The 20,507-nt window shown below is 54.6% G+C and carries 17 protein-coding genes and 1 pseudogene; 8 read left to right on the forward strand and 10 right to left on the reverse strand.

Annotated features, from left to right (window positions below):
- Window positions 1–68: 68 nt before the first annotated feature.
- A complete protein-coding gene (locus tag BQ5462_RS03430; RefSeq protein WP_235819564.1) occupies window positions 69–443 on the reverse strand; it encodes a DODA-type extradiol aromatic ring-opening family dioxygenase in 375 nt (124 codons plus the stop codon).
- 139 nt (window positions 444–582) lie between these two features.
- Between BQ5462_RS03430 and istA the strand changes: the two genes are divergently transcribed.
- Both istA and istB read left to right on the forward strand, forming a co-directional pair.
- A complete protein-coding gene (gene istA / locus BQ5462_RS03435; RefSeq protein WP_071141677.1) occupies window positions 583–2,025 on the forward strand; it encodes an IS21 family transposase in 1,443 nt (480 codons plus the stop codon).
- Window positions 2,007–2,762 (forward strand): IS21-like element helper ATPase IstB, encoded by a 756-nt coding sequence (gene istB / locus BQ5462_RS03440; protein ID WP_071141678.1) that lies wholly within the window; start codon window positions 2,007–2,009, stop codon window positions 2,760–2,762. The genes istA and istB overlap by 19 nt, the downstream gene beginning before the upstream one ends.
- A 74-nt stretch (window positions 2,763–2,836) precedes the next feature.
- Here istB and BQ5462_RS03445 read toward each other — a convergent pair.
- Window positions 2,837–3,256, reverse strand: a pseudogene (locus BQ5462_RS03445) (dioxygenase family protein); the annotation flags it as partial.
- Window positions 3,257–3,405: 149 nt separating this feature from the next.
- Here BQ5462_RS03445 and BQ5462_RS03450 point away from each other — a divergent pair.
- From BQ5462_RS03450 to BQ5462_RS11620, 3 genes are all read left to right on the forward strand, one after another.
- Window positions 3,406–3,753 (forward strand): winged helix-turn-helix transcriptional regulator, encoded by a 348-nt coding sequence (locus tag BQ5462_RS03450; protein WP_071142024.1) that lies wholly within the window; start codon window positions 3,406–3,408, stop codon window positions 3,751–3,753.
- Between the two features lie 82 nt (window positions 3,754–3,835).
- Window positions 3,836–4,414, forward strand: coding sequence for a helix-turn-helix domain-containing protein (locus tag BQ5462_RS11615; protein WP_071141679.1), 579 nt, complete (start codon window positions 3,836–3,838; stop codon window positions 4,412–4,414).
- Window positions 4,384–5,256, forward strand: a complete 873-nt coding sequence (locus tag BQ5462_RS11620; RefSeq protein WP_407923321.1) for an IS3 family transposase — start codon at window positions 4,384–4,386, stop codon at window positions 5,254–5,256. The genes BQ5462_RS11615 and BQ5462_RS11620 overlap by 31 nt, the downstream gene beginning before the upstream one ends.
- Window positions 5,257–5,333: 77 nt before the next feature.
- Here BQ5462_RS11620 and BQ5462_RS03465 read toward each other — a convergent pair whose 3' ends face one another.
- Both BQ5462_RS03465 and BQ5462_RS03470 read right to left on the reverse strand, forming a co-directional pair.
- Complete coding sequence (locus BQ5462_RS03465) at window positions 5,334–6,992, reverse strand: [FeFe] hydrogenase, group A (protein ID WP_071142025.1); 1,659 nt, start codon at window positions 6,990–6,992, stop codon at window positions 5,334–5,336.
- A gap of 134 nt (window positions 6,993–7,126) precedes the next feature.
- Window positions 7,127–8,110, reverse strand: coding sequence for an alpha/beta hydrolase (locus tag BQ5462_RS03470; RefSeq protein WP_071142026.1), 984 nt, complete (start codon window positions 8,108–8,110; stop codon window positions 7,127–7,129).
- 172 nt (window positions 8,111–8,282) lie between these two features.
- On the opposite strand from BQ5462_RS03470, the gene BQ5462_RS03475 reads away from it, so the two are divergent.
- Window positions 8,283–8,834, forward strand: coding sequence for a PadR family transcriptional regulator (locus BQ5462_RS03475; protein ID WP_071142027.1), 552 nt, complete (start codon window positions 8,283–8,285; stop codon window positions 8,832–8,834).
- A gap of 134 nt (window positions 8,835–8,968) precedes the next feature.
- Here BQ5462_RS03475 and BQ5462_RS03480 read toward each other — a convergent pair whose 3' ends face one another.
- The 5 genes from BQ5462_RS03480 to BQ5462_RS11215 form a co-directional block, all read right to left on the reverse strand.
- Complete coding sequence (locus tag BQ5462_RS03480) at window positions 8,969–9,928, reverse strand: M23 family metallopeptidase (protein ID WP_071142028.1); 960 nt, start codon at window positions 9,926–9,928, stop codon at window positions 8,969–8,971.
- A gap of 160 nt (window positions 9,929–10,088) precedes the next feature.
- The gene (locus tag BQ5462_RS03485) at window positions 10,089–10,883 is read right to left on the reverse strand and encodes an SDR family oxidoreductase (RefSeq protein ID WP_071142029.1); all 795 of its coding nucleotides are present in this window, start codon (window positions 10,881–10,883) and stop codon (window positions 10,089–10,091) included.
- A 14-nt stretch (window positions 10,884–10,897) separates the two neighbouring features.
- Window positions 10,898–11,824 (reverse strand): fumarylacetoacetate hydrolase family protein, encoded by a 927-nt coding sequence (locus tag BQ5462_RS03490; RefSeq protein WP_071142030.1) that lies wholly within the window; start codon window positions 11,822–11,824, stop codon window positions 10,898–10,900.
- A 17-nt stretch (window positions 11,825–11,841) separates the two neighbouring features.
- Entirely contained in the window at window positions 11,842–13,029 is a 1,188-nt protein-coding gene (locus BQ5462_RS03495; protein WP_071142031.1) for a pyridoxal phosphate-dependent aminotransferase, read from the reverse strand.
- A gap of 12 nt (window positions 13,030–13,041) precedes the next feature.
- On the reverse strand, window positions 13,042–13,197 hold the full coding sequence (locus BQ5462_RS11215; RefSeq protein ID WP_159429666.1) for a hypothetical protein: 156 nt from the start codon (window positions 13,195–13,197) through the stop codon (window positions 13,042–13,044).
- Window positions 13,198–13,351: 154 nt separating this feature from the next.
- Here BQ5462_RS11215 and BQ5462_RS03500 point away from each other — a divergent pair, with 154 nt between their 5' ends.
- Complete coding sequence (locus BQ5462_RS03500; protein ID WP_071142032.1) at window positions 13,352–14,218, forward strand: LysR family transcriptional regulator; 867 nt, start codon at window positions 13,352–13,354, stop codon at window positions 14,216–14,218.
- A gap of 34 nt (window positions 14,219–14,252) precedes the next feature.
- Here BQ5462_RS03500 and BQ5462_RS03505 read toward each other — a convergent pair whose 3' ends face one another.
- Window positions 14,253–15,866, reverse strand: coding sequence for a putative polysaccharide biosynthesis protein (locus BQ5462_RS03505; protein ID WP_143038011.1), 1,614 nt, complete (start codon window positions 15,864–15,866; stop codon window positions 14,253–14,255).
- Window positions 15,867–16,179: 313 nt separating this feature from the next.
- Between BQ5462_RS03505 and BQ5462_RS03510 the strand changes: the two genes are divergently transcribed.
- Window positions 16,180–20,469, forward strand: a complete 4,290-nt coding sequence (locus tag BQ5462_RS03510; protein WP_071142034.1) for an acyl-CoA dehydratase activase-related protein — start codon at window positions 16,180–16,182, stop codon at window positions 20,467–20,469.
- Window positions 20,470–20,507: the final 38 nt, after the last annotated feature.

The following is a 20,507-nucleotide window of genomic DNA, read 5'->3' on the forward strand; positions in this document are numbered from 1 at the left end:
AAAAGAAATGAGCCGAAGGCGAATTTCTTCCTTCGACTCATGGCTCACAGCTCAAGGCTCATGGCTGGTTATCCCCACACAAACCCGGTCATGGCCATGGACCCCAGATTGCAGACTTTGTTGAACAGGGTGGCCTTGTCACCCTGGGCGGCCCCCAGGCACACCAGGAGCGGCAGATAATGATCCGGCGTGGGCACTGCATAGGCCGCATCCGGATGGCTGCTGAAACCGATGACCCTGTCCGTATCATTTTTCAGCACGCCATCGATGATGTAGTCGTTGAACCGCAGGGTGGCCGGCGAACCGCCCTTGTTGTCCCATTCTACGGCCCGCAGGTTGTGGACCACGTTGCCGCTACCCACAATCAGGTACCCCTGTTCCCGCAGGGCTGCCAGCTTCTCACCAATGGCATACTCCTCTGCATAGGAAATATCCCCGTCCACGGACAACTGTACCACCTGTGAATGCTAATATAAAAGTGAGCCATTTAAGATCTAAATGCTCATGAAAAAGTGAGCCACTCTGAAACAAGTTCCCCTATACTAGAGTCAGTAATTTGATTCTAAGGGGATTGATGTTAGGATGGTCATCACTATGAAAGATTATGGTCAAATTCGCCAGATGTACATTCGCGATGGAAAATCTATCCGCCAGATTGCCAGAGAAATGCATATCTCCCGTAATACTGTGGCCAAGTATTGCAAAGGAAATGCACTCCCGGGCATCCGCTGCGAATATCATCGGACATCTGCAGTGATTACAGAGGAGGTGACTCGATTCATCCAGAGCTGTCTGGATGAAGATGCGAAAGAACCCAATAAGAAGCAGCACCACACAGCCAAGCGGATTTATGACCGCCTGGTAGAAGAAACTGGATTTACAGGAGGTGCAAGCACAGTCCGGCGCTGCGTTCATCTGTTACGTGGCAATCTTCAGGAAGCCTTCGTCCCTTTGGCTCACCTTCCAGGTGATGCGATGCAGATTGATTGGGGTGAAGCTGTGGTTTACCTCAAAGGAGTGCGTACTAAAGTCAATTTCTTTTGTGCCCGCCTTTGCTACAGCTGTGCTCCTTTCGTGGTCTGTTTCCGCAGGAAGAATACGGAAGCTTTACTTGAAGCATTGAGAAAAGCTCTGGAATTCTTTGGGGGCGTCCCTGCTAAGGTCATTTTTGACAATGACCGGGTAGCCGTTAAGGAAAAAGGTGGCAAAGAAGCCATTGCCCAGGAAAAGTATGAAGCATTTGCAGCCCATTATTGCTTCCATACCGTTTTCTGCAATGTCCGGAGTGGAAATGAAAAAGGACTGGTGGAGAATCTCGTAGGCTGGGTCCGCCGGAATGTCTTTGTCCCTGTACCCAGAGTAGATGCGCTGGACGAATTGAACAGACTCCTGCTGGATAAATGCAAGGTGTATGCGAATACGCATAAAATCCCTGGACGGGAGAACCCTGTAAAGGATCTGCTCCTGGAAGACCAGAAACGTCTCTGCCCACTGCCGGGCAGCCCTTTTGATGCAAGCAGAGCAGCAGTCTGCCGAGTAACACCCTTTTCTGTTGTCCGATTCGTCGCTAACGATTATTCTGTGCCCGTGAAATATGTGGGACAGGAGGTCACGGTGCGAGCCTATGCTGAACAGATTCGGATCTTTGCCAAGGGGGAACTGATTGCTGAACACGCCAGAAACTATGGGCAAAACCAGCAGATTCTGAAACTTGCGCATTATCTGCCGTTGCTGGAATACAAGCCGCGCAGCATCCTGGAAGCAAAACCGGTACGGCAGAACCTCAGTGCTGCCCTGCTACAGTTCCTGGAGACCAATGCATTCAGCAGCGAACAGCTGGTTGAGATTCTGCGGCTATGTGCTGCCGACGGAGAGAACGCTTTTTGGGAGCACAAAGAGCAATTTATGGTTTCCGACAGGAAAGCGCATATCCTTACCGACCCGGTAAAAGTGCAGCAGACAGATCTTTCAATGTATGACCAGCTTTTACAGGAAGGAGGCACTATGTGCAGGACGCAGGTGTAAAGGAAGCACTCCGTTTCTATGCGAAACAGCTTAAACTTCCCACTTTCAAAGACGTCGGTGAACCAGCGGAAAAATTCCGCCCCGGACAAAGCCTGGAAGAATTCGTGCTCGGGTTGATGAAGCGGGAATATGCATCCCGTCAGGAAAAACAGCAGCAACGCAGGCTGAAGAGAGCGCACTTTCCCATGCTCAAGACCCTGGAAGAGTTTGATCTCACAAGGCTGGAACATGTTCGGCCTGAATATGTGAAGCAGCTGGCAAGCTGCGATTTCATAAAGAGGCATGAGAACCTGGTGATGATCGGTAATCCGGGGACGGGGAAAACACATCTGATGACAGCCCTTGGAGTGAAAGCCTGTCTGCTGGGCTGGAAGGTCATTTTCTGCAATGCCACAACGCTGGCAACTGAGCTATGTGAAGCCCATGATGATTACCAGTTGCGCAAGATGGAAAAAACTTTGAGCGGAGCAGACCTGCTGCTCATAGATGAATTAAGTTATGCAAGATTCAACCAGGAAGAATCTGAAATGTTGTTCAAAGTGATTGCCGAAAGGAGTGAAAGAGCCAGTACAGTGATTACGACAAACCTGGAGTTTTCCAAATGGACGGAGATGTTTGCCAGCGAGACGCTGGTTGCCGCATTGGTCGACCGGCTCACCTACCACTCCAGTGTTTTAAATATGAATGGACAGTCTTACCGTTTGCACAGCAGCAAACAGAAGATGACGAATGCTTAAGTGGCTCAAAAATTCGTGAGCAGGTGGCTCACTTTTTCATGAGCATGAGTGGCTCAAAAATTCGTGAGCAAGTGGCTCACTTTTTGGTTGACATTCACAACCACCGGGATGTCGGCTTTGGGGAACATGTGGACCAGTACCGTCCAGGCCCCGTGGTCGATGCCCCATTCGTCATTCACCTGCACCTTGTGGCCCAGGGCTTTCTGTACGGCCGCAGTCAGGGCGGCATCCCCCTTCGCCGGATACTTCACTTCGTACAGCTCTTTGGGGAACCCGTACATGTCATAGACCTGCCGGGGTTCCGGAGCACTCTGGACAAAGGTTCCGTGGGTGTACCAGTGGGCGGACACCATCAAAATGGCTTTGGGCCGTCCGTACTTTTCCAATACGGTCTGCCCCACTTTGGCCATGCCTTCCGTGATGTCATTCTGTTCCAGGGCAATCATAGGGCTGCCGTGGCCCGAAAAGATCACCGGATATTTTTTCGTCTCCATCTCCAACGCTCCTCTCAATGCTTTAAAAAATAAACTTGCTTTTCTTTTTTATCCTTTATACAATAAATTATACAAAGAATACCCCAGAACACAAGTAGGACTTTATTCCCTACCTGGTATCTTTTTCTTGTCCATTGGGAGGCTTTCTTATGAAAAAGGAAAAATGCGAAAAGAATCACCTTTTCGGAATCTGCCCCTATGTCACTGCCCAGCAGCTGCTCCAGGGCAAATGGACCATCCTGATCCTGTACCAGCTGTCCACCGGCACCAAGCGCTTCAAGGAACTACAGCGGGCCATTGAGGTGACCCAGGCCACCCTTTCCACCCATTTGAAGCAGTTGGAACGGGAAGGGCTGATCCAGCGGACGGTCTATCCGGAAGTCCCCCCCCGGGTGGAATATTCCCTGACTACCATCGGCTGGGAATTCCAGCCCGTCCTGGAAAGCATCCATAACTGGGGCAAACAATATATCCATTACCTGGAAGAGAATCGATAAAAAAAGGGCTGTGAAAAAAATCATTCATGAGCTGACCCCCAATTGTTAGACCAAAAATCTAACAATTGGGGGTCAGTTTTTTATGGCAAAACACAACTATGAATTTAAGAAAAAAATAGTACTGGAATACTTGAACAGTGACGAAGGGTGTATTTCTATTTCACGTAAATATGGGATGGCAAGTAGCAGCCAGCTGCTAAAGTGGGTTGCTGCTTACAAGGCATTTGGTGATAATGGACTGAAGAGATCCCGCTCTCAAAAAATATACTCTTTCAAAGAAAAACTTTCTGTGGTAGAGTCTTACTTAACAAACGAAATCTCGTATCAGGAATTGGCAATTCAAGTAGGAATCAATAATCCATCCATGATTTCCAGATGGGTCAATGAATTTAAAATTGCGGGGCCGGAAGCGTTACGGCCACATAAAAAAGGCAGGAAGAGAACTTTGAACAAATCTCAAACCAAAAAAACAGATCCCCAGGTTCAGCAGCCGATGGTCGACATCAGTGTGGAACATGTCCAGGAGTTAGAGGATGAACTCCTTAAACTCCGTATAGAGAATGCTTTTTTAAAAGAACTGAGGAGACTGCGTTTAGAGGACGAAGCAAAAATGAGAGAGTTGCGAAAATCATCTCCAGTCTCCGAAGATCATTCAAATTGAAAGACCTTCTCTCCTATACTCAAATGCCTAAAGCGACCTATATGTACTGGCAGAAACGGTTTGACCGCGTGAATCCAGACCAGGAAGTAGAGGACAAAATACAGGAAATCCGCAGCCAGCATAAAGATTATGGATATCGGCGCATGACCGGTGAGCTGAAGAATCAAGGGCTTTGCGTGAACAAGAAGAAAGTTCAACGTATCATGCAGGAACTGAGCCTTCAGGTAACATCCTTTACCCGGAAAAGCCGTAAATACAGCTCCTATAAGGGTAAGGTAGGAACCATTGCTCCCAATAGAATACATCGTCGTTTTGAGACGAATATCCCACATCAGAAGATTACAACCGACACTTCAGAATTCAAATACTATGAAGTAGATCCACAGGGACATCTGACCCTGCACAAGCTTTATCTGGATCCTTTCCTGGACATGTTCAATGATGAAATCATCAGCTATGGAATAGCAAAACGTCCTTCGGCTGAAAGCATACTGGAAGCTCAAGCTGAAGCAATCGAAATTACTGCTGATTGTCCGTATCGAAGAACGTTTCACTCCGATCAGGGTTGGGCATACCAAATGAAGGCCTATGCCAGGAATCTAAAAAAAGGACGAATTTTTCAAAGCATGTCTCGAAAGGGCAACTGTCATGATAACGCTGTAATGGAGAATTTCTTCGGCTTAATGAAGCAGGAAATGTATTATGGAGTAATCTACTACAGCTACGAAGAACTAAAAAACGCTATCGAACGATACATTAAATACTATAACGAGCAAAGGATCAAGGAAAAACTATGCTGGAAAAGTCCTGTTCAATATAGGCTTTCCTTGCAGGCAGCATAAAAAAGTAACGAGACAGTAAAAACCATCTCGTTACTAAGGTCTAACTTTTTGGGGTCACATCATCACAGCCCCTTTTTTCAAATTTCATCGAAATAACTGCTGTCCTTATGGCAGATGGGACACTCAGCCGGTGGTTCCACCCCTTCACATTCATAACCGCAGATTCGGCACCGCCATCTCTTGATTTCATCGAAATAGCTGCTGTCCTTGTGGCAGAGCGGACACTCAGCCGGCGGTTCATTGCCTTCCCAGATATAGCCGCAGACCCGGCATTTCCATTTCCGGACCCGGTCTCCCGGCTTGGTCACTTCCACATATTCTTCTTTGGATTCCTGTTTCCGCGGGCTCTGATACTTCGTTACCGGCTCTCCCAGCATCCCGCTCCGATCCTCATACGTCGTATGGAGGATCTGTTCTGCCAGCGGGCTCAGCGGTTTCCCGTAAAATTCCCGGTAGAGTTCCAGCAGTTCCTGGTTTTCATGGCTGTTCCGGTTGGCCAGAGCAGCATCTCTCTGGTACAGGCCCTGGATCCGTTTGGCCAGCAGATCCTGCCCCTTCTGCTGCGTCCCTTTGGGCTGACCGCCACCTCCGATGCAGCCGCCGGGGCAGGTCATGACTTCGATGAATGTGTAATCCGCCAGTTTCTCCTTCTTTTTCTCCAGGAACTGACGCACATGTTCCGTGCCATAGATCACAGCCACTTTGAGGGAAAGGTCCCCCAGCCGGACCTGGGCTTCCCGGATTCCCTCCAGTCCCCTGACCGGTTCCAGATCATAGAAATCAGCAGGTGCATTATGCCCTGTGACCTGATGATATGCGGTCCGCAGAGCCGCTTCCATGACCCCGCCCGTATTGCCGAAGATCACTCCGGCCCCGGACGCTTCTCCCATGAGGGAATCATAGGGTTGGTCCTCCAGAGTGGCCAGATCTAGGCCGGCCGACCGTGCCCAGGCTGCCAGTTCCCGGGTGGTGATGACCTGATCCATGTCCCGCATTCCGGGGATATCCAGATAGGTTCCTGCCGCACCCATTTCTTCCCGGCGGATTTCGAACTTTTTGGCCGTACAGGGAGTCAGGGCCACATTGACGATCTTGCGGGGATCCAGTCCCATTTTTTGGGCAAAATACGTCTTGACCGTAGGTCCCTGCATCCCGATGGGACTTTTGGCCGTAGAGATATGAGGCAGAAGTTCCGGATAGTACGTCTCTGCAAACTTCACCCAAGCCGGACAGCAGGAGGTAAACTGAGGCAAGGGACGGGTGTTTTGGGTCACCCGCTCCACCAGCTCCGCAGCTTCTTCCAGGATGGTCATATCCGCTGCGAAATTGGTATCCAGCACATAGTCCACGCCCAGAGCTTTCAGCAGGGCCACCATCTTGCCCTGGACAAAGCTGCCGTCCGGCAGGCCGAATTCTTCCCCCAGAGAAATCCGCACTGAGGGGGAAGTATTCACCACCACGATTTTATCCGGGTCGGCCACGGCCTGACGCACCGTTTCCCATTCTGGAGTTTCCACGATGGAATCCACCGGACACACATTGGCACACTGGCCACAATGGATACAAATGGGCACATCATCTGTCTGACTCAGGTCATAGTAACCCAGTACACCGATCTGATCCCGGCATACATCCCGACACTTCCCACAGCGGACGCACAGGTCTTCCCGGCGCAGGATGGCCGGATTCCCCGGCTCGATCGGTACCCGGATATCCGGTGAAAGATGTTTGCTCATTACGACTCCCCCTTTTCACTATACCGTGAGCATCACAAAGGACGGAGGGACCCACAGGCAGGGTCTTTACCCATACCGCCCCAAAACAGAACGGACGGGCTTTCTCAGCCCATCCGCCCTCCGGCTCCATTTTTTCAGCGCAGATACCGGTCGAAGAAATCCCCGATTACCTGCAGTACCTTGTCCTGCACCCAGTATACGCCCCCATGGGCTGCTCCCGGGATCTCATACCGTTCCGCCGGCACCCCTTTGGCCTTCAGGGCCTGGTACAACAGGTCCGTCTGCCCCGGTGACACCACTTTGTCCGCTGTTCCGTGCATCAGCAGCATGGGGGCGCTGTTTTTCCCGATATAGGCGATGGGATTGGCCGCTTCCGTAGCTTTGGGGTCAGCCAGGACGCCCCCATCCTTCCCGCCGAACACGGGACTGCCGTTCACCCACAGGGCTTCCGTGGCCCCGGCGGATTTGTGGAGCTGCTGGACTTCCGGGCTGTAATCCATGCCCACCTGGGACAGGTCTGACAGGCCGTACAGATCGACGGCACAGCTGACCTTGCTGGATTCCTGGAGATTTTCACCCTTGTCGAAGGTCTTCGTACCGCTGGTGGTACCGGCAAAAGCCGAAAGATACCCGCCGGCGCTGCCGCCGATGATGCCGATCCGGTCCTTGTCGATGTTCCACTGATCCGCATGGGCCCGGAGGTACCGGATGGAAGCCTTCACATCCTCCAGGGGCTGGGGAAATTTGGCCGTGGGTGCTACCCGGTAGGTAATGCTGGCCACCACATAGCCTTTTTCCGCCAGGTAGTTCCGCAGCTGGACCCCGTTGTCCTTATTGGCATTGATGAATCCGCCCCCGGTCACGTAGACGATGGCCGGCATCCTGGTCTTTTTCTGGGGCTGGAGCAGGTCCAGCTGCATGGGTACGTTGGGGTACCCCCGGCTGGGAACCTGTTCATAGACCACCCCGGAAACCTGTTTCACTTCCGTCTTGACCGGAGCCACCTCCAGGGTCTTACTGGGATAGCGGGCTGCCGCCTCTGCGCCTGTAAACCCGGTCATCCCCAGAAGCAGCAGGCTGGATACAGCCAGCCTGCGTACTTTCCCGTTGATTTTCATAAAAAGACCTCCTTATCTTCCTTCAGACAGTTTTCCGCCTGTCCCGGATAATATGTAAATATTTACATAATAATGATTGCCACGAGTGTAGCACGTTTGCCGATCCATTGTCAATCCATTATGTCTCTGCCTGTTTCCATGATATAATATCCCCGAAGAAAGGAGCCGCCCCATGACCAAAGAAAACACTCTCCAATATATACTGCTGGGACTTCTGGCCAAACAGGATTTGACCGGCTATGACATCAAGAAACTGTTTGAACAGGAAGTGGGCGATTTCTGGTTTGCCCGGCACAGCCAGGTCTATCCGGAACTCCGGAAAATGGAAAAAAATGGAATGATCACCGCCCTTCCCTGTGCCTCCGAGGCAAAACGGCAGAAAACCTATTACCACCTGACGCCTGCAGGCCACCGGAAACTTCTGGAATGGCTGGCCCAGCCTCTGGGTACCATGACGCCCACCCGGGATGAATTCACCATGAAGATGTACCTGATCCGCAGCCGGCAGGATCCCCGGCTCCGGACCCTGCTCCAGGCAGACATCCACCGCCATGAAGAACGCCTGGCCCACCTGCATTTCCGCTGGCAGCTGCTGTTTTCCACCCGGGAGGCCCGGGAAAAAGACTACGGCCATGCCCTGATCCTCCAGGAAGCCATCCAGCGGGAAACCGGGAAGCTGGAATGGGAGAAGCAGCAGCTGGAAACGCTGTCAAAGGATATATAAAAAGAAAGGGGGTGTGAAAAAATGCTTTTTCACACCCCGTCACTAGTCTCTAGTCACTAGTCACTAGCCGATGGAAGCCAGCTGACGCTAGCGAAATAAAGGCGCTGTGGATGATTTTTTCACAGCGCCTTTGTTCATCCTACCGGCCGCGCAAAGTTCAGCGGGTTCACGGGGCTGCCGTTCTGCCGCACTTCGAAATGCACGTGAGGACCGGTGCTGTACCCGCTGCTGCCCACGTAGCCGATGATATCACCCCGGTGCACGGTCTGGCCGGGCTGTACAGCGATGGCGCTCATGTGGCCATAGCAGGTGGTGATGCCGCTGCCGTGGTCGATGCTCACGAACCGGCCATAGCCCCCGTTCCATTGGGCATCCTGCACGGTGCCGGCCGCCGCGGCCCGGATGGGCGTACCGTAATCCACGGCGATGTCGATGCCGGGATGGTAATCACTGCCGCTGCCCCCGAAGGGATCCGCCCGCAGGCCAAAGAAAGAACTGATTTCGCCGCCGCTCACCGGCCAGCCATAGGTACCGTCCCCGGTATCCGACAGGGCCAGCAGCATGTTGGACAGGTTCTCCTTTTTATAGGCCAGCTTTTTCCAGTTGATCTCATCCTGCACTTCCAGCACCTGGAGCTGATCCGCCGTGGTAGAACCGCCCTGTCCGCCCTTGTCCAGTTCCTGGGACTTCTTGTCCACGCCATTGCCACCGATCTTTACGCCGTCCTTGGCCAGCTTCTGGCGCACGGCGTTCTCCACCTGCACCACCTGGGCCAGCTCCCTCTGGAGCTTTTCGTTGTCGTCCATGAGCTTGGCCAGCCGTTCCGTGTAGACGGCATAATCCGCCCGGTAGTTGGCCAGTTCCGTCTGTTCGTCCCAGGCCTTCACCAGCAGACCGGCACATACTGCCAGCCCCATAAGGCTGGCCAGGAAGGCGCCGCAGAACGCAATCAGGGTCCTGGGTCCCCCATGGACTTCCTGGATATGGCCGTCGTCGTCCTTCCACTGGAAGGAAAGGCCGGCTCCCACCAGATGTCCCCCCGGCAGCAGCTCCTTCAGGCTTTTCAGTTTCTCTCCGATTTGTTTCTTATCCATCCTGACTCCTTACAAAAAGGACGTGCCAGGTGGCACGTCCGGTACAACTGTTTGATTGGTCTTGCACATCCTTGACTACCAAGTCATTATTTTAGCGCGGATGGAAGGTCGCTTCAAGCCGGTTGTCAAAAATTTTACATAAAGTTCCAGATTTTCCGATTCAGTACGCCGTGGTCATGGCGCCGTCGCACAGCAGATGCTGTCCGCTGACACCACTGTTGGCCGGAGAGCACAGGAACACGGCGGTACGGCCATATTCCTCCACGTTCTGGTACCGGTTCAGCGGGAAGCTGGCGCAGTCCTTCTTCGTGTACTCTTCTTCCGTCATGCCGGCTTTCTGGGCCCGGATGCCATTCAGGTAGGCGATCCGCGCAGTATAGATCCGGCCGGGTCCCATGGTATTCACCAGGATGCCGTATTTCCCCAGTTCTCGGGCCAGGGTCTTGCTCATGCCCACCACACCCATGCGGAACGTGTTGGACAGGATCAGGTTGTCCAGGGCTTGTTTGATGGAAGAGGACGTGCTGTTCAGGATCCGGCCTTCGCCGGCTTCCTTCATGAACGGCAGGGCTGCCCGGATGGCGAAAGTATAGCTGTGCAGGCATTTTTCGTAGCCGTCGGCCCAGTCTTCTTCCGTCAAGGTCTCAAAGCTCCCTGCCTTGGGCCCGGGGCAATGGTTCACCAGGGCGTACAAGCCGCCCAAGCTATTCCCCACTTCTGTGACCATCTTCGTGATGCTGTCAGGATCCTTCACATCATAGAAGAAGATATGGGGACGGTTCCCGGTGGCCTGAGCAATGTCCTCCTGGGCCTGCAGCAGGTCCTTTTCATAGGCTTTGGCGGTGGCAATGGCCACCACAGCTCCTTCCCGGGCAAACTCCGTAGCGATTCCCTTCCCGATACCGGAAGCGGAAGACAATACCAGTGCGACTTTTCCTTTGAATCCCAGATCCATGTTTTTCTCCTCTCTCATTCTGCTTCAGGGTGCTTCTTCAGATCGACAACCGGGTTCACCAGCGGACGCATGGTGAAGCCATCCGGTCCGCAGATCCGACATTCTGCCCTGTCCTCATCCACGATGTGGAAGGCCCGGGGTGTCCCGGTGGACAGCACATCGCCGGCAAACCAGCCCTGGATCCTGCTGTGCAGGGAAATCAGTTTGGGTGGCTGGTGGATCATATGGTCCACCGTGTTTTTGGCGTGGACTTCTCCATTGTGGACGCTCTGGATCTCCAGTTTCGTCACATCGGGGACTTCGTCCGGAGTCACCAGTTCCGGACCGAAGGAGAAAAATGTGGGGAAGTTCTTCACGATGGTCAGATACCGGGGATTGCCGGCCAGAAATTCATTCCCTTTCAGGATGGATTCTTCCGTCATATCCAAAATGGTGGTATAACCCACGATGGCGGACTGCCAGTCAGCTTCCTCCACATCCCGGCAGTCCTTCCCCAGGATGATGCCCAGTTCAGCTTCGGCCGTAGTTTTCACGGCTTCCTTCAATTTCGGCAGCTTGATGGCGTCGCCGGGGCCGATCAGCGTGTCAGCCTGTTTGAAGAAGCTGCCGGGGAATCCGGAAGGAGGTGCACTGCCGATGTCTCCTGCATGGTCCCGATAATTCAGGCCGATACCGAAGATGCGTTTCGGATTCCGGTACAGAGGTCCATAAACCACTTTTTCCTGGGGAACGATCCCCGGGATGGTTTCCAGTTCTTCCCGGCCGCCGCCGTTATACCAGGCAGTCAGGCCCTGCACCTGCTGCTTCTGGATCAGGCTCAACAGATTTTCTGCCCAGGCCAGCCCCCTGGCGGCGTTCAGGCGTTCAATGGGCAGTACCCCTTTTTCTGTAACGATACCGGCCACTTCACGGCCGTTCAATTGGATGGTTGCCAGACGCATGTTGTTTTCCTCCTCGCTTATCCTTTTTTCTCCATGATTGCTGCACAGACCTGAGCCAGCCGCCGACAGCCTTCCTGCACATTTTCGAGGCTGTTGGCAAAGGACATCCGGATGTAGTATTTCCCTTCCGGTCCGAACACACTGCCGGGAACCATGGCCACCCCGGCCTTTTCCAGCAGATAGGGTGCGAATTCATCCCCAGTCATGCCCAGTCCTTTGATATTGATGAAGATGTAGAAGGCCCCTTTGGGCTTCAGGCAATGGATGCCCGGCGTGGCGTTGATCGCTTCCACAGCACAATCCCGGCGGCGGGCATATTCTTTCACCATGTCCCGGACCTCCTCTTTTTCGTCCAGCAGGGCCGTTACCCCGGCCTGCTGCACAAACGAAGGAGCGCAGGTGGTCACATGCTGATGAAGTTTGTTCATGGTCCGGATCAGTTCCTCCGGAGCCGCCGCATAACCCAGGCGCCAGCCCGTCATGGAATAGGCCTTGGAGAACCCGTTCAGGGTCACGGTGCGTTCCTTCATGCCCGGCAAGGCGGCAATGCTGCGGTGTTCGGCATCATCATACAGCAGCCTTTCGTACACTTCATCGGACAGCACCATCAGATCATGCTGGATGGCGATGTCCGCCAGTTCCTTCAGGACCCGTTCGCACAGGACGCCACCGGTGGGATTGCTGGGTGTGATCAAGACCAGGGCCCGGGTCTTGTCCGTGATCTTGCTGCGGATTTCGTCCAGGTCCAGCTGGTATTCGTTTTCTTCCTTTAAGGTATAAAAGATAGGAACTGCCCCCAGGGTCCTGGGGATGTTCTTGTAGTTCAGCCAGCCGGGATTGGGTACCAGGATCTCATCGCCCGGATCCAGGAGAGCGGCCATGGCTTCGTACACGGCTTCCGACAGCCCCACCGTGACCAGGATTTCCTCCGGCCGGTAGTCGATGTGGTTCTGGGTTTTCAGCTTCCAGGCAATGGCCTTGCGCAGTTCCATGGTCCCAAAATTAGAGGTGTAGAATACATCCCCTTTTTCCAGATCCGCCATACAGGCTTTCTTGATGTATTCCGGCGTATCGAAATCCGGCCGTCCCAGTTCAAAATGGAGGACTTTCTCGCCCTGCCGTTCCATGGCCAGGGCTTTTTCGTTGACCTTCCGGATTCCGGAAGGTTCCAGCACTTTCATCCGTTCAGCGATCCGCAGCTCCATGCTTCCACCTCCTTATTTCCGGTTCCTGCAGCAGCACCGCTTTTCTGCTTCCGGTTTCTGCGGAGTGTCCCACAGATTCATCCAGGCCACCAGACGGGTCCGCAGGAATTCATCCTTATCCACTTTCGTGACCATGTCTGCAACGCTATCTTTAAAGGTTTCTCTCATGATGCTCACCTTTTCCTTTCCATTCCGTGCATTGCTCTTTCAAAGGGCTCTTCCCTTTGACGCCTTCAGTATAAAGCAGGAGGAAACAGTTGTAAAATGATTGTTTCAACTTTATAATATTCTTTATGAGAATATTTAAAGAGAGGCGATTCCCATGGATACATCCACCCTCCTCCTGTTCCGTGACCTGTGCCGCACCCGGAATATGACCCAGACTGCCCAAGCCTTCTTTTTGACCCAGTCCACCCTGAGCAAGCGGCTGGCCCAGCTGGAGGAAGAACTGGGCTATCCCCTGCTGGTCCGCAGCAAGGGACGGCAGCAGGCAGAGCTCACCAGCCGGGGCGAAAAGTTCCTGGTGCTGGCCACCCGCATGCTGGAACTGTATGAAGAAAGCCGGGCCCTGAAGGAAGAACAGGAACGGTTCTTCCTTCGGCTGGGCTGCATGCGCAGCGTCCAAGAGGCCTTCCTGTCCGATTTCCTGGAATGCTTCCTGGTGACCCATCCCCGGTTCAGCCTGACCCTGGAGGATCACCACAGCCACGAGATCCGGGAGCTGCTGCTGGAAGGACTGTTGGATCTGGGGGTTGTCCAGATTCCCTATACCGGGCATGGCCTGGTCAGCCAGCTGCTCTATGATGAATATTTTCAGGTGGTCATGAAGGACCCGGGGCGCTTCCGCGGAAAAAAGGAGCTTTCTGTCAGGGAGCTGGATGCCCGGCAGGAAATCTTCCAGAGCTTTACAGACGGGTTCCGCGCCTGGCATGATACCCACTGGCGGATCCTGGACAGCAAGATCCGGGTGAACAGCACCCCCACCGCCGAAAAGTATTTCCAGGCCCCGGAGGACTGGATGATCGTCCCTTGCTCCGTGGCCAGAGCCATGACCGGCCGAGGCTTCACCGCTTTTCCTCTGAAGGAGGTCACCCCGCTGCACCAGGTGTACCTCTGCTGGCGCCAGGAGGAAGACCGCCCCCACGTAATGGCCTTGCTGGACGCCCTGGAGGAGCATTTCAATCCGTAAAAAAAGCGGTTGTGATTTTTCACAACCGCTTTTTTTACAACAATTTCAATTGATGTCCCAGCCGTACCATGCGCCGTCCCACAAAAGGAATCTGGGCCAGTTCATCTTCCGGCATGGTCTTCAGGACCAGCAGCAACAGGGCGTACACAGGGATGGCCACGGCCATGCCCCCCAGGATGCTCCAGGCGCCCCAGTTGGGCACCAGGGCCAAAAAGCCCTTCACTGCAGCTCCCATGGCCACCGCTGCCACGGCCGTCTTCACCAGCTGCTTCAGCTCCAGAGAGAAGCCTGTATATTTCTTGATGAAGAACAGGTTCAGGATGGCCGCAATGCCGATATCCGCCACCGTGGCCCAGCTGGACCCCACGATGCCCATGGTGGGCGTCAGGTTCCAGTTCAGGAACACCTTGGAAGCCGCCGCGATGATCATGTTGAACACCGGGATCTTGGTCTTGCCCAGGCCCTGCAGGATGCCCGTACTTACCTGGTGCAGCCCCAGGAGGAAAATGGCCCAGCTCATGGTCTCGATGGAAGGCCCGGCCTTGGGGGCATTATAGATCAGGGCCGCCACCCGTCCCCCCAGCACATGGAGACCGATGCTGCAGGGAATGGTGATCACAGCCGCCACGGAAAAGGCCGCCGCCACTTTCTCCCGGATCCCCTCCGTATCCTCCAGGGTCCGGGATTCGCTGATGGCAGGCACCAGGCTGATGGAAAGGGCCGCCGTCAAAATGGTGGACATATTCACCAGAGGCACGGCCATCCCTGTCAGGTACCCGAACAGGGTGGTGGCCTCCGACATGGACCAGCCACCGGCCATGAGCCGGCGGGGCACGATGACCATATCCAGATTGGACACGATGGGCAGCATCAGGCTGGCCATGGAAACGGGCAGAGCCAGCATGATCAGCCGTTTGATGATCTTGCCGGCCGGTTCCGGTTCCTGAGGCGGCACGTTCTCTTCCCCCTGGGGGAAGAACTTATGCTTCAGTTTCCGGTAGAACCCCAGCAGGACCAGAAGGCCGCAGAAGGCCCCGGCGCCGGCCCCCATGCTGGCCCCGGCAGCCGCATAGGTCAGGCCGTAGGGCAGCAGCAGATAGGAGAAGGCGATCATGGTCACCACCCGGATCAGCTGCTCCGTGATTTCCGAGCAGGCGGTAGGGGTCATGATCTGCCAGCCCTGGAAATATCCCCGGAAACTGGACAGGAAGGTCACAAAGAACACGGCAGGTGCCAGGGCGATGATGGAATAATAAGCCCGGGGGTCCGGAATGAACCCGGATTCCACCAAAACGTGTGCCAGGGCCAGCAGGGCCCCTGTAAACAGCAGGCCCGTGGCCAGCATCATCCACAGAGACACTTTGAATACGTGCTGGGCGCCTCCGTAATCCTTTTTGGCCACCTTTTCCGCGGTGACAATGGAAATGGCCACCGGGATGCCGGCAGAGGACACGGTGATGGCCATCAGGTAGATGGGGAACCCCATCTGGTACAGGCCGATGCCTTCGCCCCCCATGACCCGGGACAGGATCACCCAGTTCAGGGCGCCGATCACCTTGACCACAATGCTGGAAATGGTCAGGATCATGGTCCCTTTCAGGAATTTCTTGGTTTTGCTGTTTGCGGAAGTCTGTTCTTGCTGCGCCATGCCATCCATCCTTTATCTTGTATCTGAAACCGGAATCCCCACCTGGGCTGCTCCGGCCCTTGTCATTGACTATAATCGTATTATTTTATCATATTTTTCCTGCTTTAGGCCACTTTCCTTCTATCCTTCCGGAAATAAAAGGACTCCCGGGCAAACAATAAGAATTCTTTTTTGGGAATAAATTTATTTTTTCTCCCGCTTTCTTTGTTTTTTTGCGGGTATTGTAGCCTATCTGCTTCTTTCGGTTGCCCCTGCAACTGGATTTTTACTTCAATTGTGCTATAATGATATACACTTTAGAATGAGGTGCATTATGAGTACGTATCGTGTAGGTTTAGACATCGGATCCACCACCTGTAAGATCGTGGTGCTGGACAACCATTCCCATATGGTATTCTCCCGGTACAAACGGCACCAGGCCAATGTGGCCGGCGTCCTGAGGGAAGAACTGAAGAATCTCCGTTCCCAGATCGGCGGCGCCAGCCTGAAACTGAAGATCACCGGATCGGTGGGCATGGGCGTTGCAGAGAAATTCGACCTGCCTTTTGTGCAGGAAGTGATCGCGGCCACCAAGTTCGTGAAAACCAAATATCCGGAAGCTGCAACCCTGATCGACATCGGCGGCGAAGACGCCAAGATTGTCTACATTAAAAAGGATGGCAGCTGCGACCTGCGCATGAACGGCAACTGCGCCGGCGGTACCGGGGCTTTCCTGGATCAGATGGCCGTCCTGCTGGGGATTCCCATCGAACAACTGAACGGGCTGGCAGAAAAAGCCAAACACGTCCATTACATTGCCTCCCGCTGCGGTGTATTCGCCAAGACGGACATCCAGAACCTGCTGGCCAAGAACGTGAGCCGGGAAGACATCGCCATCTCCATTTTCCATGCGGTGGCAGTCCAGGTGATCGCCACGTTGAGCCATGGCTGTACCATCGAACCCAAGGTCCTGCTGTGCGGCGGCCCGCTGACCTTCATGCCGGCCCTGCGCAAGGCCCTGATGGATTGCCTGCAGATTCCCTATGTGAACTTCATCGTTCCGGAGAACGCCAACCTGATTCCGGCCTACGGCACGGCCCTCAGCGCGTCCGATGCCCCCTCCATCAGCTTCGATCAGCTCATTGAAAAGCTGGAAAGCGCTCCCAGGGTATCCGTCCGGACCGATGATGTACTGCCTCCCATCTTCCAGTCGCCGGAGGACTATGCGGCCTGGAAAAAGGCCAAGGAAGCAGACTTCATCCAGCTGACTCCCCTGACGGCAGATACGGACGAAGTGTACGTGGGCATCGACTCCGGTTCCACCACCACCAAGCTGGTGGTCACCAATCCCAAAGACGAGATCCTGTTCACCCATTACGGTCCCAACAACGGCAACCCCATCGGTGCCGTCCAGGAGGCCTTCGAGGCCTTCTACGCAGAATGCCTGAAAGTGGGGGCCAACCCCAAAATCCTGGGCAGCTGCTCCACAGGCTACGGGGAAGATCTGATCAAGGCTGCCTTCGGCCTGAAGACCGGCATCATCGAGACCATCGCCCACTACCTGGCCGCCCGGAAAATCAACAAGGATGTCTCTTTCATCCTGGATATCGGCGGACAGGATATGAAGGCCATTTTTGTGGACCACGGTGTGCTGAACCGGATGGAACTGAACGAATCCTGTTCCTCCGGCTGCGGTACTTTCCTGGAAACCTTTGCCAAGGGCCTGAACTACAGTGTCAGTGATTTTGCCAAGCTGGCCTGCGAAGCCAAGGAACCCTGCGACCTGGGTACCCGCTGCACCGTGTTCATGAACTCCAAGGTGAAGCAGAGCCTGCGGGAAGGAGTCACCATCGCCGACATCTCCGCCGGTTTGGCCTATTCCGTCATCAAGAACTGCCTGTACAAGGTACTGAAGCTGCAGAACACCCACGAACTGGGCACGGATATCGTGCTCCAGGGCGGTACCATGAAGAACGATGCCGTGGTCCGGGCCTTCGAACTGCTCACCGGCACCACTGTACACCGCAGCAACATCCCCGAGATCATGGGAGCCTATGGCTGCGCCCTGTTCGCCCGGAGCCGGGCCGAAGGGGAAGTGACCCTGGACGAGATGATCCATGTGGCCAACTATACTGACAGCCAGCTCCAGTGCCACGGCTGTGAAAACAACTGCCTGATCAAGAAATACAATTTCAGCAACGGCAGAGTGTACTTTTCCGGCAACAAATGCGAAAAGTTCTTCACCAACAACGGGGAAGACCAGAAGCCCGGGGAAAACATCTATGACTACAAATACCGGCTGCTGTTCGACCGGCCGGTGAATGAGGATGCCAAGCGGACCATCGGCATCCCCCGCTGCCTGAACATGTATGAAGACTATCCTTTCTGGCATGCCCTGTTCACCACCTGCGGCCTGAAAGTGCAGCTGTCCGATCCCTCCACCTTCAAGAACTACGAAGGCGGCATCCACGATGTGATGAGCGACAACATCTGCTTCCCGGCCAAGCTGGTCCACGGACATATCAATGACCTGATCCGCAAGCGGGTGAACCGGATCTTCATGCCCTACGTGATCTACGAACGGCAGGACGACAAGCGGCAGCTGAACAGCTACAACTGCCCGGTGGTCTCCGGGTATTCCGACGTGATCAAGAGCGTGGTGGATACGGACATTCCCATCGATTCCCCGCCCATCAACTTCCAGGATCCGAACCTGCTGAAGAAGCAGATCCGGAAATACCTGAGCTACATCGGTTTCGACCGGTTCACCGCCGACAAGGCCCTGAAAGCGGCCCTCAAAGCCCAGGATGAATACGGCAAGGCCATCAAGGCCAAAAACGAGGAAATCCTGGCAGACAGCCGGAAGAACCATCAGCTGACCATCCTGCTGGCCGGCCGGCCCTACCATACGGACCCGCTGATCCAGCACAAGCTCAGCGAATCCATTGCGGCCATGGGCATCAACGTGATCAACGAAGACCTGGTGCGGGACGACAGTTCCATCACCGTGGACGATTCCTATCTGGTGCGCCAGTGGGCCTACATCAACCGGATCTCCAAGGCCGCTGACTGGGTGGCCCGCCAGGACAACTCCGTGCACTTCATGGAAATGACCTCCTTCGGCTGCGGCCCGGATGCCTTCCTCCAGGACGAGGTACGGGGCATCCTCCAGCGCCACGGCAAGGCCCTGACCCTGCTGAAGATCGACGATGTGTCCAACATCGGATCCCTGAAGCTGCGGGTCCGCTCCATGGTGGACAGCATCCGCTACAACAGGGATGCCAAACCCAAGGAAGAACCCTTCGTACAGCCGCCCCGCTTCGAGAAGAGCATGAAGGATTACACCATCCTGTCTCCGTTCTTCACCCCGTTCATTTCGCCCCTGATTCCCTCCGTCCTGAAGAATATCGGGTACCATGTGGTGACCCTGCCGGAAAGCACCATGCAGACGGCGGACCTGGGCCTGAAATATGCCAACAACGAAGTCTGCTACCCGGCCACCCTGGTGGTGGGCGACTTCATCCGGGCCCTGCAGTCCGGCAAATATGACCCCAAAAAGACCGCCGTGGCCATCACCCAGACCGGCGGCCAGTGCCGGGCGTCCAACTACTTCGGCCTGATCAAGCATGCCCTGATCGCAGCCGGCTTCAAGGATACTCCGGTGATTTCCCTGGCCACCAGCAAGAATATCCAGAACGACCAGCCCGGGTTCGAAATCAATTGGCTGAAGATCGCCAAGATCACCATTTCTACCGTCCTGTTCTCTGACTGCCTGTCCAAATTCTTCAATGCTTCCGTAGTACGGGAGACAGTAAAGGGCAAGGCCCAGGAGCTGAAGGACAAATATCTGGAACTGGCCAAGAAAGAGATCGAAGCCAACAACTCCAACGGCCTGCTGAAACTGCTGAAGGAAGCCGCGTCGGAATTCAACGCTCTGGCCAAGCCGGATGTGCACCTGCCCCAGGTGGGGATCGTGGGCGAAATCTACCTGAAGTTCAATGCCTTTGCCCACAAGAACGTGACCGGCTGGCTCATGGAGCACGGCATCGAAGTAATGCCTCCGCTCCTGACTCCGTTCTTCATGCAGGCGTTCGTGAACCGGATCACCAACCGGAAATTCGGTCTGGAACGGCACCATATCCCCAATGTCATTGTGGATGTCATTTACATGTGGGTCACCAAACAGATCAAGAAATTCAATGAGATCGGGGAACAGTTCTCCTACTTCACCCCCATCGAGGATATCTTCGACCTGGCCAATGAGGGCAAGGCCATCATCAACATGGCTGCCCAGTTCGGCGAAGGCTGGCTGCTGCCGGCGGAAATCGTGAACTTCGCCAAACACGGCATCAACAATGTGATGAGCCTGCAGCCCTTCGGCTGTATCGCCAACCACATCATCTCCAAGGGCATCGAAAAGAAGGTCAAGGCCCTGTATCCCCAGCTGAACCTGCTGAGCCTGGACTTCGACAGCAGCGTCAGCGACGCCAACGTAGCCAACCGGCTGCTGCTGTTCGTGGAGAACATCCAGACCTCCGGCGTACCCCAGCCCAAAGCCAGGGCCGAAAAGAAGAAGGAAGGCTTCTTCGACGAAAACCTGGCCCGCCGGGAAATCATGATTTAAACAGGGCCCCTGGCCTGTTACGCGAGAGCACTGAGCTG

The sequence above is a fragment of the Acidaminococcus timonensis genome, assembly GCF_900106585.1.
In the GTDB taxonomy this organism is placed as follows: Bacteria; Bacillota; Negativicutes; order Acidaminococcales; family Acidaminococcaceae; genus Acidaminococcus; species Acidaminococcus timonensis.

Excerpts from the sequence above, each read along its gene's own strand:
- BQ5462_RS03480 (WP_071142028.1), bottom strand. The coding sequence starts at position 9,928 with ATGGATAAGAAACAAATCGGAGAGAAACTGAAAAGCCTGAAGGAGCTG.
- BQ5462_RS03470 (WP_071142026.1), bottom strand. The coding sequence starts at position 8,110 with ATGAAAATCAACGGGAAAGTACGCAGGCTGGCTGTATCCAGCCTGCTG.
- BQ5462_RS03495 (WP_071142031.1), bottom strand. The coding sequence starts at position 13,029 with ATGGAGCTGCGGATCGCTGAACGGATGAAAGTGCTGGAACCTTCCGGA.
- BQ5462_RS11615 (WP_071141679.1), top strand. The coding sequence starts at position 3,836 with ATGGCAAAACACAACTATGAATTTAAGAAAAAAATAGTACTGGAATAC.
- BQ5462_RS03465 (WP_071142025.1), bottom strand. The coding sequence starts at position 6,992 with ATGAGCAAACATCTTTCACCGGATATCCGGGTACCGATCGAGCCGGGG.
- istA (WP_071141677.1), top strand. The coding sequence starts at position 583 with ATGGTCATCACTATGAAAGATTATGGTCAAATTCGCCAGATGTACATT.
- BQ5462_RS03475 (WP_071142027.1), top strand. The coding sequence starts at position 8,283 with ATGACCAAAGAAAACACTCTCCAATATATACTGCTGGGACTTCTGGCC.
- BQ5462_RS03500 (WP_071142032.1), top strand. The coding sequence starts at position 13,352 with ATGGATACATCCACCCTCCTCCTGTTCCGTGACCTGTGCCGCACCCGG.
- BQ5462_RS03490 (WP_071142030.1), bottom strand. The coding sequence starts at position 11,824 with ATGCGTCTGGCAACCATCCAATTGAACGGCCGTGAAGTGGCCGGTATC.
- BQ5462_RS11215 (WP_159429666.1), bottom strand. The coding sequence starts at position 13,197 with ATGAGAGAAACCTTTAAAGATAGCGTTGCAGACATGGTCACGAAAGTG.
- BQ5462_RS03450 (WP_071142024.1), top strand. The coding sequence starts at position 3,406 with ATGAAAAAGGAAAAATGCGAAAAGAATCACCTTTTCGGAATCTGCCCC.
- BQ5462_RS03510 (WP_071142034.1), top strand. The coding sequence starts at position 16,180 with ATGAGTACGTATCGTGTAGGTTTAGACATCGGATCCACCACCTGTAAG.
- BQ5462_RS03505 (WP_143038011.1), bottom strand. The coding sequence starts at position 15,866 with ATGGCGCAGCAAGAACAGACTTCCGCAAACAGCAAAACCAAGAAATTC.
- BQ5462_RS03485 (WP_071142029.1), bottom strand. The coding sequence starts at position 10,883 with ATGGATCTGGGATTCAAAGGAAAAGTCGCACTGGTATTGTCTTCCGCT.